Raw genomic sequence first — 15,656 nt, 5'->3', positions numbered from 1 at the left:
CATAGGCCCCTGAGGGGCATACAACGTCGATAGTTGATCATGTTGTTAACGATTTATAGTCCCTAACGCCGCTTGTGCGGTTGTCTTAGGCGGGAATTAGCACCTTGCCATGCGGTAGGTTGCCAGAGGTTTACAGAGCCCGATCTCTCCCCTCTTCTGTATAAATCAATCCGTGCCGGAGTGTCAGGCACGTTCGAATTGACTTGATGCCGCAAGTATACGGCAGAAAACGCTTGAATGCAAATTTAACCGCTTCCGGAGTGCGGCGTGAAGGTTGTCAGTGGTGGTATGACAATGCTATCAGGACAATGGGAGACTATCGTGTATTAGTCGTACCAACACTAGCCAACAAAACAGCCAACACCAGCCCCTACTGCTCCAGCAACCGCTCCAGCTGCCGGAAAACCGGAATCAGCGACTGACCGCGGGCCGACAGTGTATATTCAATGTGTAAGGGCTTCTCGCTCACAATGGATTTATCCAGCAACCCCTCTTCCTCCATCTCCTTCAGCGCATTGGCAAGCGATTGCTTGTTTGCCCCCTGCAACTGCCGCAGCAAGGCGTTAAACCGCACCGGCGACTCGGCCGCCAGCTGAAATATCTGCGGTTTCCATTTTCCCGAAACAGCTCTTAATAATCCTTGTGCAGGGCATTCGTCCTTCGCTTCCATTTTCCTTTTTGCTACCTGGTCAACTTTTTCTGACTAATTGACATGGCCGGTGTATTGTTCCAACTTTGTATCAAAGTTAATACAAAACCATGCTAAAAGCCGTTTTTGCCTGCTTCATGCTACTGTGTGCACTGTCTGGCAGTTGCAACGGACAAACCAATAAGAACGTTATGGTAAGCAATAATCCCCTGCTCTGCGATCCCGAAACAGGTATCTGTGAGCTACCGGCCTCTCAGACGGCAACCACACCGGTCAACGTCCAGGTCGATAAGAAACCCCTGACAATCACCTATTTTACTGACCCTATCTGTTCGACCTGCTGGGGAATTGAGCCGCAGTTACGCAAGCTCAAACTCGAATATGGTACTGATGTACATATCGATTATCACATGGGAGGCCTGCTGCCCGACTGGAGTTATAACAGCGGTGGTATCAGCAAACCGTCGGATGTAGCCCACCACTGGGACGAAGTAAGCCGGTACTACCAGATGCCGATTGACGGCGATGTATGGCTCGAAGATCCGCTACACTCGTCTTATCCGCCTTCAATTGCCTTCAAGGCTGCGCAGCTTCAGGATGAGAAAAAGGCCCTTGTTTTTCTCCGTATTATCCGTGAAATGGTATTTCTGGAGAAAAAGAACATCACCAAATGGGAACACCTGTCGAAAGCTGCCGCAGAAGCTGGTCTGGATGCGGCGAAACTGAAACTGGACTATGAAGGTCCGGCACAAGAGCTGTTCAGAGCAGATCTGGAACTGGGCCGGAAACTGGGCGTCCGTGGCTTCCCGAGCGTTTATATCACCGACGCGGCCGGCAACCGGGAATTCATCTATGGGTTTAAACCGTATGCTACTTATGAAGCGGGCATCACCAAATTGTACCCGAAGGCGGAAAAACACCAGTACGAAACCACCTGGCAGTACCTCTTCACTACCTATCCCACCCTCACAACCCGTGAATTTGCTGAACTAAGCGGTCTCTCCGTTCAGGAGGCCGACCAACAGCTGCTCCGGCTAGTCCACCAACAGGAACTGACCAGCCTGGTCACCAAAAACGGCGTACTCTGGAAACGGACTACCCGCTAACCCCTCCGCCGGTGAGCGTCCGGCAGATTGCCGGACGCTCATTTTCCTATAATCTGCTTACGATGGGCAAGGCCCCAGTAATGCAGTTCTTCCATCACCTTTTCGAGCGACAAGCCGTGGGGTGTAACCGAATATTCAACCGTTGGCGGGAACGTATCATACACCTGCCGCCGGATCAGCTGATTGGCCTCTAAAGCTTTCAACTCCTTCGACAGCACCTTATCCGTTATCCCGCCCACTTCGGCCGAAATCTGTTTAAACCGCTTCGGCCCCGATGACAAGGCAAACAAAATCAGGAGCTTCCATTTTCCTTCCAGTGCTTCGAGCGCATCTTTGATCGACAGCATATTTTTGGGGCATCCTCCCGTAGTCAGCATAGTTTCCGCTAGTTTTCATTCGCGACGCTATCTCACCGGATAGCGCTATCCGACGGGATAGTACTATCCGGCAGAAAGTAAAGGTAGCTAGTTTTGTCCGTACACAACTACAGACTACGCATGACAAATCAATCAAAAAAAACGGACTGGCTCACCATTGCCTTATGGGTGGCACAAGTACTGCTCGCGGTCAGCTTCGGCTGGGGCGGCTTCATGAAGCTCCTGCAACCCGCCGGCCAACTGGCACAGATGTGGCCCTGGACCGGTCAGGTATCAAAAACACTGCTTACATTTACCGCGATCCTTGATCTGCTCGGCGCTCTTGGTTTGCTGTTGCCGGCGCTCTTGCGCATCAAACCCATACTGACACCGACAGCTGCGGCGGGCTGCTTTGTCCTGATGATCTGCGCCACGGTATTTCACATTCAGCGCGGAGAAGCCGGACTCATCACCCCAAATCTTGCCTTTGCCCTTATGGCTGCGTTTGTGGCGTGGAGCCGGTTTAAAAAGTTTCATGGAGCAGGATAGTTGGTTTCCAGCGCACTATAAATTCTTCCCGGCTTGCATAAGCTTTCGTATATTTACAACCGCCGCCCCCGGTATGGTCACACATCGGTGCCTGGCACTCAGTCAGTACACCCATGCATCAGAAACTACTGAATTATTTCCAGCGGATTATGCCGCTCACGCCAGAAGAAGCCGATGCCATTGCAGCGACAATTCATATTGAGCATGTCAGAAAAGGCACAATACTGCTGCGAGAAGGCGACATTTCGGCCGAAGCTTACTTTGTGCTGGAAGGCTGCATCCGGCAGTACTACCTGGTTGACGGGGTTGAGAAGACCAGTAACTTTTTTACCGATGAGCAGTGGGTCGTTTCGATCAAAAGCCTGAACGAACAGGTACCCGCTGCCCATTTTCTGGATGCCTGCGTCGATTCCTACGTAATCGTCGGGAATCGGGATAAGGAAGAAGGACTTTACCGGCAATTTCCGAAGTTTGAGACCATTTCCAGAAAAATTATGGAGCGAGTTTTTGCGGAACAACAGGAAATACTCGCCACCTACCTGACCGAAACCCCCGAACAGCGCTATCTGCGGCTTATGGCTTCCCGCCCCGATCTGTTTCAGCTGATTCCGCAGTACCAGATTGCCAGCTACATAGGCATAAAGCCCGAGTCCTTAAGCCGGATCCGGAAACGGCTTTTACAGAAGCACTAATCGATGCGAATCGCCACGTTTCCGCGTTTATGCCCCGCCTCCACATACCGGTGCGCGTCTGCCATGTCGGTTATCGGATATGTCCGGTCGAGCACGGCTGTTAATGCGCCGGTCTGAATGAGTTCGTTCAGAAAGGCAAGGTCTGCCGGAGTAGCGGTAACCATACCCATCAGCAGTTTTTTGCGGCTACCCATTGTCTGCCATATGCCCTGAAGCAGCTGGGGCAGTTGAGCCGCACTCAAAATCAGGGTCCCCTGCCCGTTCAATAAACCGGATGCAACGCTGACCGGTAATTTATTGATGGTATCCATCACTACATCATACTTCTCCGTTACGGATGCCAGATTGGTCCGGGTGTAATTAATAACAGTCTGCGCACCAAGTTGTCGGACAAGATCTGCGTTGGCCGCACTACAAACCGCGGTTACCTCAGCCCCGAAGTACCGGGCAAGCTGCACCGCCGCCGAACCCACCGCACCGGAGGCACCATAAATCAATACTTTTTGCCCCGGCTTGATGGCCGCTTTCCGGATAAAATACAGGGCTGTTGTTGCCCCGAACGGAATAACTGCCGCCTGTTCATGGGATAAAAACGCCGGTTTCAAGGCAATAGACTCTGTTTCGGCCAGGGTAATATATTCTGCATAGGCCCCGAACCGTTGATCCGTTGACCCAAAGACTGCATCGCCCACCTTAAACCGGGTCACGGCACTGCCTGTCTTCACAACTGTTCCGGAAAAAACACCACCTAAAACCGGATATTTGGGCTTAGTCAGGCCGAAGAAAAAACGAACGGCAAACGGATCTGCCTGCCGTAACCGGCAATCGGCTGTATTCACGGCCGTTGCCGTAATCTGTATCAGTACCTGATCCTTACCGGGTTCCGGGGTTGGTATTTCCTGTAAAGTCAGTACATCAGGGGTGCCGTAAGCGGGGCATACAATTGCTTTCATCTGTTGTTCACACATTGATTTTGATGGAGCAAAACTACCCTGTTCCCTTCCGCTATACATTGACTTGGGTTAAGAAATGGCTTTCCTTAACCGATAACAGCAAGGTTTGCATTACAAGATCACTGCAACTTTATGTTGCCGGAACATTCAGACCTGAAACTTTGGCGTAACAGCGGCTGTTGTGTACTTTTGTTTTAAGCAAGATTTTCTGATGAACGAAGTATATCGATTCCGCAAAGACGCAAACTCCCGCCGCTCCGATGTAACGAGCGTTAAAGATGCCATTGGTATGTTATTGAAGTCGTACCAGCTTCAGGCCCGCTTTAATGAGACATATCTGGAAGCGTTCTGGGAGAAAATGATGGGATCGGCCATTGCTTCGCGAACCGGCCGGCTTTACGTCCGCGAACGGGTTCTGTATATTGAAATCACGTCGGCCCCCCTCCGCAGTGAGCTGGTCAATGCCAAGCAGAAGATGATCAAGCTGATTAACTCCGACATGGGCACCGACGTGATCGAAGACGTCATTTTTATTTAATTACTGCTTCCGGCTCCGGTACACGACCGGTATGTCCCCTCTCCTGAAACGATTGGATTGTCCATAACTGATACTGCATCCGCAACCAGACCAGCACACACGGAACGGCCTTGATGCTGTATGGGTTCATGTACTGGTCACGTACGAATGGCGGGAATAAATCCGTCGGCGACAGGGAGGTAAAGACCACAACCAATGCCAGCAGGACCCGGTCAAGCGTATTGCGTTCGGCGGCCGTTACCCACCAGATGGCGACTCCTACCACAGCCAGCACATACGTCGGCGACTCTGCCATCTTGTTGAAAATAATTACAAACAACAGGAAATAGGCAATCATCAACTGCTGGTAAACCGGCATTTTCCATTGCTTAAACCGTAAAAACGGTAACAGAAACAGTGTAATGCCAACCGCTTCGACAATCCGCAGATTCTCATCGGTTTTGGCCATATCGAACCAGTACACCAGAATGCCCGGCACCGACACCAGCAAGCCCAGCTTACTGACAAGTACAATCTTTAGCCATGCCTGATATTCAGCTCCCAGTTCTGCAAATGTTACAACGGTAGCCGGCAACAGCGCAAAAATGACCATCCAGATGACCATTGCCAGCAGAAACTGTATCTTTTTGGGATAAAACAAAAAGAAGATAGCAGCCCCTATGCCGTAAAATTTCACGTAGAAGCAGAGCGTAAACAGCAACGCTGCCAACCAGACTTTTTCCTTACGCAGCATGTATACTCCCAGCAACATCATCCCGACAATCAGGTTGTTGCTCTGCATATTCTGAGCCGTAATTAACGCTTCCGGAAAAATAATGGCCAGTGCAATCCAGCGTTTGCAGTCAGCATGGTACTCGTCTTTCAGGAAATACCAGACCCCCAGAATCAACACCACCGGATTCAGCAAATTCCAGAGCGTAGTGCCCAGCCAGTCCGGCATGTAGTAGAAAGGCGCCATCAGCCAGGCAAACACCGGACTGTATTTATAGAGATCGCTATATAAATCCGGCCGCAGCACATACATCGACCGGTGTGTCAGCAGACAGTCGAACGGACGGGCAAACATCAGGTAGTTGTTGTAGTACCCGAGTATAAATTTCTGAATGGATGCAGCTACCAGTATAAGGACAAAAACCACCATCAGGCGGTTTAGCGGCAGCCATTTCATGGCCTTATTCATTGGCTTTTATTTTTTTACGGTGTTTGTCAGATTAGGCAGTTTAGACAGGCTGTGGAGCGCATAGTTTGCCATAGTGTCGTATTCGCCGTGCGGCTGCAGAAATCGCAGCAGTTGTTCGACCCGTTCCAGCAGCAGATCCCGCGAATGTCGCCGGACGTAGTCGGGAATCTTTACATAGTCACTCAGGTCAGTAAACTCCCACGGGTGGACATACAGATTCAGAAAGCCGAAACGGCGCAGGGTCTGCAGACAAAGCTGCCGGTAAACGCCGAACGGAAAATTTTTGAGGCTCAGCCAGAACAGCGGAATCCGCAGGGTCGGCGTTACAGAAGCCGGAATCTGTAGTACGCTTTTTTCCAGAAACGGCCGGCAGGGTTTGCCCCAGTGATTGTAGCGGCCGGGCAGGTATGTAGGATGCAGCGATGAATTGTAGACATAACCTGCATGGGCCACATCCATCACATCGACCGCCCCCATCCGGGCTTTCCGGAAACCCATTACACGCTGACCCGTCAGCTTTTCGAGCGCTTCTTTCGAGGTGGCCAGATCGGCCGGTTCGAAGGTTGTATGAAAATAGCCGTGAGAGGCAATCTCGTGTTGCTTTGAGAGCCGGACGATCAGGTCCGGCTCATGCAGGGCATAGTTTGCCGTCGTAAATAACGTAGCAGGAACAGACAATGCGTCGAGCCGGTCGGCCAGTAATGACAGACCACGGGTTGACACAGCAATTTGTTCATCCAGCGAAATGGCATGTCCGAACTCCACTGCTGTATCAAACTCTTCTACATCGACGGTAAATAATAAGAATCTGTCTTCCATTCCGGCTCCACAATTTCTTCTATATCGCTCGAATCACTTACAATAAATGACGGGCGTTTTTTTACTTCAATAAATGTTTTTCCCAGGTAGACGCCCATGATGCCGATGACGATAAACTGAATACCGCCCATAAGCACCATAAGTAATACCAGTGTTGTCCAGCCCGATACGGTCTGGTTGGTAAAGTATTTTTCGTACAGCACTTCCATTCCGAAAATACCGGCTCCGATTGACATCAGAAAGCCCAGGAATACGGACAGATAGAGCGGGCGCGTCGAAAATGAGGTTATTCCCATCAGGGCCAGCTTAACCATTTTCCGGAGCGAATACTTGGATGTACCGGCAAACCGCTCTGCCGGACGGTAAACAATCCGGGCCTGCCGGAAACCCATCCAGGAAATCATGCCCCGCACAAACAGGTCATTTTCCTTAAACTGGTTCAGCGAATCGACCACAACGCGGTCGAGCAGGCGGAAATCAGCCGCCCCGTCTTCCAGCGACAGATCGGAAACTTTCCGTAAAATCCGGTAAAACTGCTGAGAGGTTGTCCGTTTAAACCAGGACGCATTAAAATCAGGCTCCCGGACGGTATAAACAACCTCGTAGCCCTCCCGCCACTTTGCGATCAGTGTCGGAATCAGTTCAGGCGGATGCTGGAGATCAGCATCAAGGCTGATGACACACTGCCCACGGGCGTGCTCATAGCCGGCCCGTAACGCCATCTGGTGTCCGAAATTCCGCGAGAACGAAATAAACCGGACGGTGGTGTACTCCTGAGATAAACGCCGTAATACCTGCCGCGTACGGTCCGAACTGCCATCGTCAATTACCAGTATTTCGTACTGACCATATGGCGACATGACCTCCGTTAAGCGATCAACTAAGACAGGTAAATTTTCCTCCTCATTGTACGCCGGAACAATAAGGCTGATCAATCCTGTTACTGGTTTCATGATAAGATTATGGACAAGTCCGGTTTTTGAACTTTAACTACAAAGTTACATGTCTTTGCAGACTTTTCATGATTTCTGTGAATTAGATTAGTATTAGAATTCCATTAATCAACAACGCCTTTCACTAAGATTTTCCGTGAACAAACAGACAACTACTTCCGCGAACGCAGACAAGCTGAATTTAGGCGGCCGCAGCAGTGAACTGGTCGAACAGGAAGGTAACCGCCAGGACCTTGGTTTCGGCACTAAGCCGGAGGCTTCAGCCTCCCGTTTGCTCAACAAGAACGGTTCGTTTAATGTCCGGCATATCAATCAGGGATTCTGGAACCGGATGAATATCTATCCCCGGTTGATTACCATGTCGTGGCTGCATTTTCTGGTCTGGATTTTTGCTGCCTATATGGTGGCCAATACCATTTTTGCCCTGATTTATGTCTGGGTTGGCACTGAGAATATGATGGGTGCCGAAAACACACAGGTGTCCGCATTCTGGAGTTCCTTCTTCTTCAGCGCCCAGACCCTGACCACCGTCGGGTACGGCCATCTGGCACCGCGCGGATTTCTGATGAGTTCCATTGCCGCATTTGAATCCATGCTCGGACTGCTTTCCTTTGCCCTGGCAACAGGCCTGCTTTACGCCCGTTTTTCCCGACCGACACCCCACATACGTTTCTCAAACGTAGCGGTTTTTGCCCCTTATCTGGACGTTAACGGCTGGATGTTCCGGATCATCAATGAGCTTAGTAATCAGCTGATTGACGTCGAAATTGAAGTTTCATATTCCCGCATGGTTACCAGACCCGATGGGTCCAGGGCACGGCAGTACTCCAATCTTAAACTCGAGCGTAATAAGGTCGCCTTCTTCCCCAACAACTGGACCATTGTACACGCGATTACGCCCGATAGTCCGATGCACGACTGCACGCCGGAACAGATGAATGATTCTGACGCTGAATTCCTGATTTTAATGCGGGCTATTGACGATACGTTCTCCCAGATGGTACATTTGCGCTATTCTTACCGTTTTGATGAAGTGGTATGGGGCGCAAAATTCAGGCCGATGTTTAACGGTGATACCCGCAATATGGTTACCGTTGATCTCAACAAACTGGACGAATACGATCTGGTACCCTTAAATTAAGTATGATTACTCCTCCTTTTCTGGCTCCGGGCGATACCGTGGGCATTGTGGCTCCGGCCAGCCGTTTTCCGTATGAAGAACTTCAGGATGGCCTGCGTATGCTGCGGGAAGACTGGCAGCTCAGGGTAATTGAGGGCGACAGTGTACAGGCTGCCGACGGTCCGTTTGCCGGTTCGGATACGCTCCGCCGCGACGATCTGCAACGGATGCTCGACAATCCGGACATTAAAGCTGTCTTTGCCGCCCGGGGCGGTTATGGCTGCTACCGCATCGTTGACCGGCTTGACCTTACCGGCTTCCGGCAGTCGCCGAAGTGGCTGGTTGGTTTCAGTGACGTAACCGTGCTGCACAGCTGGCTGACCGGTCACGACGTAGTGAGCCTGCACGGCATCATGCCGAAACAGTTCGGAAACGAGGGTGTTGCCGGCTCGCTTGCCTCACTGAAACAGTGGCTGTTTGGTAATTTGCCCGCACAGTACGAAATTCCAGGCCATCCGCTCGAAAAGCGGGGACAAGCTGACGGTCAGCTTATTGGCGGAAATCTAACACTGTTAATCAACTCGCTCGGCACCCCGACAGATCTCGATTACCGGAATAAAATCCTGTTTATCGAAGACATCGACGAAACGTTGTTTTCACTCGACCGGATGATGTGCCAGCTGAAACGGTCGGGCCGGCTGGCAGAGCTTGCCGGTCTGGTCGTCGGGCAGTTTACCGATATGCAGATCAGTATGTCGCTGCCTTTCGGTAAAGATGCGAACCGGATTATTGCCGAAGCCGTCGCGGATTACGACTATCCTGTTTGCTACGATTTTCCGGCCGGACACGTGGCCCATAACCTGACCCTCCCGCTGGGCCGGACCGTGCGTCTCCAGGTCAGCGCTGACGAGGGGAACCGGCTAGTGTTCATCTGACAGAATGGACAGGATTTTTATGATGTGTAATTAACCTGATTGCAGGTCAGACTTTTGCTGCCGAAATAAGTTAATGTACATAAAGGATAAATTCCTTACATCATGTAATCCTGTCAAAACCATTCATTCATGTCTTTTAAGGAAAAAGTAGTCTGGATTACGGGGGCATCGTCCGGCATTGGCGAAGCCCTGGCCATTGACCTCGCCCGGCAAGGTGCGCGGCTGGTCCTGTCAGCACGTCGTGAAGAGGAACTCAGGCGGGTTGCCGGCATGACCGGCCTTGCACCGGACAATCTGTTCATTCTGCCCCTCGACATGGCAGCGTCCGACGATTTCGGCCGGTATGTGACGGCCGTGACAGCCCGCTTCGGCCGGATCGACTATGTATTTCAGAACGCCGGCATCACCCAGCGCGGCCTTGTTTCCGAGACCAGCCTGCCGGTCTTCCAGCAGCTGTTTGACGTTAACTTTTTCGGGGTAATTGCCCTGACGAAGGCCATTCTGCCGGTCATGCAGCAGCAGGGTTCGGGCCATTTTGTGGTGACCAGCAGTGTGGCAGGCAAGATCGGCACAAAAATGCGGTCGGGCTACTGCGCCACTAAACACGCTTTGCACGGCTTTTTTGACTCACTTCGCGCCGAAATTTATGAACAGGGCCTGCGGGTAACCATTGTCTGCCCCGGCTACATCCGTACACCGATTTCGCTGCACGCCCTCAACGCAGCCGGCGAAAAACACGGCCGGATGGATGACAACCAGACCAAAGGTATGGCCCCGGCGGTGTTTGCCCGGAAGCTGACCCGTGCCGTCCGGAACGGCAAAAATGAGGTGTATATCGGCGGGTACGAAATCGTGGGCATCTACCTGCAGCGATTCTTCCCCGGACTGCTTTCCTATATTCTTCGTCGGCGAAAACCGGAATAAACCCAATTTTCTTCTTCAGAATCAGGCGGTAAAATCATTTTTTTTCGTCGCCCTCCTTTTTTTTTACTTTTTTTCAGTCCAATAATTAACTGTTTACGAACAATTTGCGTATTGGGTATTTAAGAAACCTTCTGTCCGCTGTTTTTACAGTATTAACCGGTATTAGGTTACTTGTATTTTATTTATAATTTGCAAAAAACCCTCATTAACTGCACGTTGAGTATGAGAAAACAATTACTATTGAGCTTACTGGTCTGCTTTGCACTCTGGCTGCCAGCGTTTGCTCAGGATCGGGCCATTACGGGTGTCATCACCTCGTCAGACGAAGGCGCTGCGATGCCCGGCGTCAGTATTCAGATTAAAGGCACAAACAGAGGCACTACCTCCAATGCCGACGGTAAATTCACGCTTCAGAACGTACCAGCCAACGCCACCCTTCAAATTTCCTTTGTTGGTTATCAGACGCAGGAGATCCTCGTCGGTAACCGCGCTACCATTAATGTAACCCTTTCCTCAGACACTCGTTCCATCAATGAAGTAGTAGTCGTCGGCTATGGCAGCCAGTCGAAGCGGAATTTAACGGGCAACGTTGCCAGGGTTACCGGTGCAGAAATCCAGAATATCCCGGTACCGAGTGTCGAGCAGGCACTACAGGGCCGCGCGGCCGGTGTTCAGATTACCTCTCTGAACGGTAAAGTCGGTCAGGGCATTCAGATCCGCGTACGGGGCTCCTCGTCGGTAACGGCCAGTAACCAGCCGCTGTATGTGATCGATGGTATTCCTGTAACATCGCAGAACCTCTCTACCAACGGCGCACCAACCAACCCGATTGCCGATCTGAACTTCAACGACGTTGAATCAATCGAAATCCTGAAAGATGCCGCCGCAACGGCCATCTACGGTTCGCGCGCATCAAACGGGGTTGTCCTGATCACGACCAAAAAAGGAAAGCAAGGTGGTCCGACCCAGTTTGAGCTGAATGCGTTCTACGGTGCCAGCAAGCCAACACACCGCCGTGATTTCTTAGGCACTAAAGACTACATCACGCTGTTCAAAGAAGCGGTCAACAACTCTAATGCACTGGGGTTAACCCGTATTACACAGGCCCAGCTTGAAAACTTCTTCACGTTTTACGCCCTGAACAACCGCTCTGCCTGGGAACAGGCGACCGTTAATACGGACTGGCAATCGCTCGCTTTCCAGGACGCACCGATGCAGCAGTATGACCTCAGCGCCCGGGGTGGTGACGCCAAAACACGTTTTTACGTCTCAGGCTCCTATTCCGATCAGTACGGTATTCTGGTTAAAAACCGCTTTACCAGGATGAGCGGCCGCGTTAATCTCGACCACTCGGCGACCGATAAACTAACACTAGGGGTCAACCTGAACATTGCCCGGACGAATAACTACCGGCTGGCCAACGACAACTCGTTTACGACGCCGATGCAGATTGTGGCCTTACCGCCGTTTGCGCCGGCAGCCGACCCGACAACCGGTAAATTCAATGAAAATACGCCGTACTATAACCCGCTCCGGGACAAGGAATATGCGTCCTATACCACGTTTGTGAACCGCGTGATCGGTAATGTCTATGCCGATTATAAACTGTTTAAAGGCCTGTCGTTCCGTTCGGAATGGGGTGTTGACCTGTTAAACCAGAACCAGCAGCAGTACTATGGTCAGGAAACACTGCTGGGTAATCCGCAGGGGCAGGCCAGCAATGACTTTACGCAGGTTACCAACTATACGACCAACAACTTCTTCAGCTACGGCAAAACCATCAACGAGAAGCATGACATTGATGCCACCCTCGGGATGTCGTATCAGCAGTCGCAGACCAACTTTACCAATGTGGTCGGGAAAGACTTTCCGAATGATGCCTACAAGCAGATTTCTTCGGCGGCGCGTATCACCGGTGGCTCAACTACGGAATCGCTGTTTACCTTCCTGTCGTACTTTGCCCGCGTCAACTACCGGTACAACAACCGGTACATCCTTGGTCTGGTCGGCCGGATTGATGGTTCGTCCCGTTTCGGGGTAAACGAACGCTACGGGGCCTTCCCGTCGGCCTCTGTCGGCTGGATTATCTCCGAAGAATCGTTTATGAAGAATCTGCCGGTTGTCAGTAACCTGAAACTGCGGGCCAGTTATGGTCTGACGGGTAATGCCGAGGTAGGCAACTTCGGATCGCGTTCGCTGTATTCAGGAACAGCCGGTTATGCCGGAGTGCCGGGTCAGGCCCCTACGCAGATCCCGAACCCTGATCTAAGCTGGGAAAAAACCCTGCAGACCGATGTAGGCCTCGAATTCGGTCTGTTCGGCGGCCGGTTGTCAGGTGAGGTCGATTATTACATCAAAAACACCCGCGACCTGCTCCTGAACGTTAACATTCCCGCCACTACAGGATACGCAACCCAACTGCGTAATGTTGGTAAACTGGAGAACAAAGGGCTGGAGATTGTGCTGAATACCCAGAACGTGCGGGGAGCCTTTAACTGGAATACCAGCTTTAACATCTCTACCAACAAAAACAAAATCACCAACCTGAACGGCCAGGTGATTGACGGCGGGTATGTGAATCAGGCGCGTGAAGGCTACCCGATCGGTGTTTTCTACGCCATTGAATACGCCGGCGTAGACACGCAGAACGGGGATGCCCTTTACTACAAAAACACCCTGAACGGCGACGGGTCCCGCGACCGGGCCACAACCAACGACCCGAACCTGGCCCAGCAGGTGGTCATCGGTAATCCGAACCCGAAATGGATCGGCGGTATTACCAACAACCTGTCGTATAAAGGCGTTGACCTGACGTTCCTGCTCCAGGGCCAATACGGTAATGATATCTTTAACGCGGCCGGCACCTACATGTCGTCGAATGCCAGTCTGATTGATAACCAGACGCCGGATCAGCTGCGCCGCTGGCAAAAGCCGGGCGACATCACCGATGTACCGCAGGCACGGTATGGCGGCGGAAACGGCAACACGAACTCCTCACGGTATGTACAGCGTGGTGATTACCTGCGTCTGAAAACGGTTACGCTGTCGTATACCTTACCGAAAAGCCTGACCAATAAGGTGAAGCTGAACCGGGTACGGGTTTACGCTACCGCTCAGAACCTGCTGACATTAACAAAATACACAGGCTGGGATCCGGAAGTGAATACCGACGTAGCAGCCGGCAACATTGGTCTGGGTAACGATTTCTATTCGGCCCCCCAGCCTAAATCGTTTATTGGAGGCTTAAATATCAATTTCTAAGATCGTAGACGCTGACGTTGCCGGTTCGCCGGCAGTCGCTTAACACATAAACTCATGAAAACGTACAAGTTATTCATAACGGGTTCGCTACTGGTGGGCGGTCTTTTGTTTAGCAGCTGCGACAACAAACTGGATGTTCAACCACGTAACTCACTTGACTCTAAAGACGCCCTGACAACCCAGACTGACTTACAGGCTCTGCTCGTCGGTGCCTATGACGCCCTGGGCGACGGCGATCTGTATGGCGGAAATATTCAGCGGAATGCCGAACTTTTAGGCGATAACGGTGAAACTACCTGGGACGGTACATTCATTGATCCCGGCCAGATTTACCGTAAACAGATCCTGATCACCAACAGTGATGTGGCCGGCATGTGGATTTCGGCCTACAACACGATCAACATCTGTAATACGGTACTGGCAAACCTGAATCTGGCAACAGACGCCAACATAAAAACACGGATTGAAGGTGAGGCTAAGTTTATCCGGGGGGCGGTGTATTTTGAGCTGGTCCGGTATTTTGCCAAATCATGGGGCGACGGTGACGCGAACACAAACCTTGGTGTTCCACTGGTCTTAACGCCGACCACAACGGTTACGAACAGCGATTATGTGAGCCGGAGTACCGTAGCACAGGTTTATACCCAGATCATAAAGGATCTGACGGATGCCGAAGCTAAGATTCCGATCAGTAATGATTTCTATGCCTCAAGTGGTACAGCGGCGGCCATGCTGTCACGGGTGTACCTGCAGCAAAGCAACTATGCAGCCGCTGCCAATGCGGCGAACCGCGTAATCCAGTCGAACCAGTTTGCGCTGGTCAATCTGGAGGAAGTCTTTGATCTGCGCTTCTTTGTCAATGGCCGGAATACCGATGAGACAATTTTTGCCATGCAGGTAACCGATCAGGACGGTTCTAACAACCTTCACCTGTTTTATACCGACCAGACGTACGGTGGCCGCGGCGATATTTATATTGAAAACCGTCACCTAAGCCAGTATGAAGCGGCTGATAACCGTGCCCAACTGTTTTATCAGGATGATGCCGGCCTGATCCGTACGGCTAAATTTGTGAACCAGTATGGCAATATCCAGGTGATTCGTCTGGCGGAAATGTACCTGACACGTGCCGAAGCTAACTTCCAGAATGGTTCCAGCATCGGTGCCACACCGCTGGCCGACATTAACCTGATCCGGAGCCGGGCGGGTCTGGGTGCCTTGACAAGCGCCCAGTTAAACCTGAACGCAATTCTGAAGGAACGTCGTCTGGAACTGGCATTTGAAGGCACCCAGATTCACGATATCAAGCGGACGCGCCGCAGTATCGGTAACATCCGTTACAACGCAGACCGTCTGGTCTTCCCGATTCCGCAGCGCGAAATTCTGGCCAACAAAAGTCTGATTCAAAACTCAGGGTATTAACATTTTCTTTTGCGTTCTTTTTGTTCTGAGTTGCTGCTGGTTTCTGATAGTTGCTGAGTTAAAAGCGTAGGGCCGGTTGTCTATCCGACAACCGGCCCTACGCTTTTATAAATTGGTTTTATAAAGTGGTGGGACGACGCAAAATAGGGGCACAACAAATTGGGAACAGCAACCCCCAGAACAACCAACAACAAACCCA

The 15,656-nt window shown here is 51.4% G+C and carries 15 protein-coding genes and 1 riboswitch; of the genes, 9 read left to right on the top strand and 6 right to left on the bottom strand.

Going from position 1 to position 15,656, the window contains the following annotated elements:
• Positions 1–50 precede the first annotated feature (50 nt).
• A riboswitch (SAM riboswitch) is annotated at positions 51–167 on the bottom strand.
• Positions 168–370: 203 nt separating this feature from the next.
• On the bottom strand, positions 371–670 hold the full coding sequence (locus AC23NW_RS12775; RefSeq protein WP_487449936.1) for a winged helix-turn-helix transcriptional regulator: 300 nt from the start codon (positions 668–670) through the stop codon (positions 371–373).
• 170 nt (positions 671–840) lie between these two features.
• Between AC23NW_RS12775 and AC23NW_RS12770 the strand changes: the two genes are divergently transcribed.
• The gene (locus AC23NW_RS12770; RefSeq protein ID WP_487449935.1) at positions 841–1,755 is read left to right on the top strand and encodes a DsbA family protein; all 915 of its coding nucleotides are present in this window, start codon (positions 841–843) and stop codon (positions 1,753–1,755) included.
• A gap of 38 nt (positions 1,756–1,793) precedes the next feature.
• On the opposite strand, the gene AC23NW_RS12765 is transcribed toward AC23NW_RS12770, so the two are convergent.
• On the bottom strand, positions 1,794–2,132 hold the full coding sequence (locus AC23NW_RS12765; protein WP_487449934.1) for a winged helix-turn-helix transcriptional regulator: 339 nt from the start codon (positions 2,130–2,132) through the stop codon (positions 1,794–1,796).
• A 120-nt stretch (positions 2,133–2,252) separates the two neighbouring features.
• Between AC23NW_RS12765 and AC23NW_RS12760 the strand changes: the two genes are divergently transcribed.
• Positions 2,253–2,660, top strand: a complete 408-nt coding sequence (locus AC23NW_RS12760; RefSeq protein ID WP_487449933.1) for a DoxX family protein — start codon at positions 2,253–2,255, stop codon at positions 2,658–2,660.
• A 113-nt stretch (positions 2,661–2,773) separates the two neighbouring features.
• Positions 2,774–3,352, top strand: coding sequence for a Crp/Fnr family transcriptional regulator (locus AC23NW_RS12755; protein WP_293841977.1), 579 nt, complete (start codon positions 2,774–2,776; stop codon positions 3,350–3,352).
• On the opposite strand, the gene AC23NW_RS12750 is transcribed toward AC23NW_RS12755, so the two are convergent.
• The gene (locus tag AC23NW_RS12750; protein WP_487449931.1) at positions 3,349–4,305 is read right to left on the bottom strand and encodes an NAD(P)-dependent alcohol dehydrogenase; all 957 of its coding nucleotides are present in this window, start codon (positions 4,303–4,305) and stop codon (positions 3,349–3,351) included. The two genes, AC23NW_RS12755 and AC23NW_RS12750, sit on opposite strands and share 4 nt — an antisense overlap.
• A 211-nt stretch (positions 4,306–4,516) precedes the next feature.
• Between AC23NW_RS12750 and AC23NW_RS12745 the strand changes: the two genes are divergently transcribed.
• Complete coding sequence (locus tag AC23NW_RS12745) at positions 4,517–4,843, top strand: DciA family protein (protein WP_487449930.1); 327 nt, start codon at positions 4,517–4,519, stop codon at positions 4,841–4,843.
• Here AC23NW_RS12745 and AC23NW_RS12740 read toward each other — a convergent pair.
• From AC23NW_RS12740 to AC23NW_RS12730, 3 genes are read right to left on the bottom strand one after another with little or no spacing between them, the layout of a single operon-like run.
• Positions 4,836–6,023 carry a glycosyltransferase family 87 protein gene (locus AC23NW_RS12740; RefSeq protein WP_487449928.1) on the bottom strand — a complete coding sequence of 396 codons (1,188 nt, stop codon included), beginning with the start codon at positions 6,021–6,023 and terminating at the stop codon, positions 4,836–4,838. The genes AC23NW_RS12745 and AC23NW_RS12740 overlap by 8 nt on opposite strands.
• 6 nt (positions 6,024–6,029) lie before the next feature.
• The gene (locus AC23NW_RS12735) at positions 6,030–6,842 is read right to left on the bottom strand and encodes a polysaccharide deacetylase family protein (protein ID WP_293841966.1); all 813 of its coding nucleotides are present in this window, start codon (positions 6,840–6,842) and stop codon (positions 6,030–6,032) included.
• Positions 6,806–7,795 carry a glycosyltransferase family 2 protein gene (locus AC23NW_RS12730; protein ID WP_293841963.1) on the bottom strand — a complete coding sequence of 330 codons (990 nt, stop codon included), beginning with the start codon at positions 7,793–7,795 and terminating at the stop codon, positions 6,806–6,808. Before AC23NW_RS12730 ends, AC23NW_RS12735 begins: the two co-directional genes overlap by 37 nt.
• 136 nt (positions 7,796–7,931) lie before the next feature.
• Between AC23NW_RS12730 and AC23NW_RS12725 the strand changes: the two genes are divergently transcribed.
• The 5 genes from AC23NW_RS12725 to AC23NW_RS12705 all read left to right on the top strand — a co-directional run bounded on the left by AC23NW_RS12725 (position 7,932) and on the right by AC23NW_RS12705 (position 15,457).
• Positions 7,932–8,936: an ion channel gene (locus tag AC23NW_RS12725; protein ID WP_487449926.1), complete on the top strand. Its 1,005-nt coding sequence runs from the start codon at positions 7,932–7,934 to the stop codon at positions 8,934–8,936.
• A gap of 2 nt (positions 8,937–8,938) precedes the next feature.
• The gene (locus AC23NW_RS12720; RefSeq protein ID WP_487449925.1) at positions 8,939–9,850 is read left to right on the top strand and encodes a S66 peptidase family protein; all 912 of its coding nucleotides are present in this window, start codon (positions 8,939–8,941) and stop codon (positions 9,848–9,850) included.
• Between the two features lie 129 nt (positions 9,851–9,979).
• The gene (locus AC23NW_RS12715; RefSeq protein WP_293835905.1) at positions 9,980–10,774 is read left to right on the top strand and encodes an SDR family oxidoreductase; all 795 of its coding nucleotides are present in this window, start codon (positions 9,980–9,982) and stop codon (positions 10,772–10,774) included.
• Positions 10,775–10,996: 222 nt separating this feature from the next.
• The gene (locus tag AC23NW_RS12710; RefSeq protein ID WP_487449923.1) at positions 10,997–14,035 is read left to right on the top strand and encodes a SusC/RagA family TonB-linked outer membrane protein; all 3,039 of its coding nucleotides are present in this window, start codon (positions 10,997–10,999) and stop codon (positions 14,033–14,035) included.
• Positions 14,036–14,089: 54 nt separating this feature from the next.
• Positions 14,090–15,457, top strand: coding sequence for a RagB/SusD family nutrient uptake outer membrane protein (locus tag AC23NW_RS12705; protein ID WP_487449921.1), 1,368 nt, complete (start codon positions 14,090–14,092; stop codon positions 15,455–15,457).
• The last annotated feature ends 199 nt before the right edge of the window (positions 15,458–15,656 follow it).

The sequence above is a fragment of the Arsenicibacter sp. R0_47 genome (genome assembly GCF_057652235.1).
Note: the sequence above shows the minus strand (reverse complement) of the source record. Positions and strands in the feature narration are given on the sequence as shown.

What these genes read in the sequence shown, in the direction of transcription:
- AC23NW_RS12775 (WP_487449936.1), bottom strand. Translation starts at nt 670, where the DNA reads ATGGAAGCGAAGGACGAATGCCCTGCACAAGGATTATTAAGAGCTGTT.
- AC23NW_RS12770 (WP_487449935.1), top strand. Translation starts at nt 841, where the DNA reads ATGGTAAGCAATAATCCCCTGCTCTGCGATCCCGAAACAGGTATCTGT.
- AC23NW_RS12765 (WP_487449934.1), bottom strand. Translation starts at nt 2,132, where the DNA reads ATGCTGACTACGGGAGGATGCCCCAAAAATATGCTGTCGATCAAAGAT.
- AC23NW_RS12760 (WP_487449933.1), top strand. Translation starts at nt 2,253, where the DNA reads ATGACAAATCAATCAAAAAAAACGGACTGGCTCACCATTGCCTTATGG.
- AC23NW_RS12755 (WP_293841977.1), top strand. Translation starts at nt 2,774, where the DNA reads ATGCATCAGAAACTACTGAATTATTTCCAGCGGATTATGCCGCTCACG.
- AC23NW_RS12750 (WP_487449931.1), bottom strand. Translation starts at nt 4,305, where the DNA reads ATGAAAGCAATTGTATGCCCCGCTTACGGCACCCCTGATGTACTGACT.
- AC23NW_RS12745 (WP_487449930.1), top strand. Translation starts at nt 4,517, where the DNA reads ATGAACGAAGTATATCGATTCCGCAAAGACGCAAACTCCCGCCGCTCC.
- AC23NW_RS12740 (WP_487449928.1), bottom strand. Translation starts at nt 6,023, where the DNA reads ATGAATAAGGCCATGAAATGGCTGCCGCTAAACCGCCTGATGGTGGTT.
- AC23NW_RS12735 (WP_293841966.1), bottom strand. Translation starts at nt 6,842, where the DNA reads ATGGAAGACAGATTCTTATTATTTACCGTCGATGTAGAAGAGTTTGAT.
- AC23NW_RS12730 (WP_293841963.1), bottom strand. Translation starts at nt 7,795, where the DNA reads ATGAAACCAGTAACAGGATTGATCAGCCTTATTGTTCCGGCGTACAAT.
- AC23NW_RS12720 (WP_487449925.1), top strand. Translation starts at nt 8,939, where the DNA reads ATGATTACTCCTCCTTTTCTGGCTCCGGGCGATACCGTGGGCATTGTG.
- AC23NW_RS12715 (WP_293835905.1), top strand. Translation starts at nt 9,980, where the DNA reads ATGTCTTTTAAGGAAAAAGTAGTCTGGATTACGGGGGCATCGTCCGGC.
- AC23NW_RS12710 (WP_487449923.1), top strand. Translation starts at nt 10,997, where the DNA reads ATGAGAAAACAATTACTATTGAGCTTACTGGTCTGCTTTGCACTCTGG.
- AC23NW_RS12705 (WP_487449921.1), top strand. Translation starts at nt 14,090, where the DNA reads ATGAAAACGTACAAGTTATTCATAACGGGTTCGCTACTGGTGGGCGGT.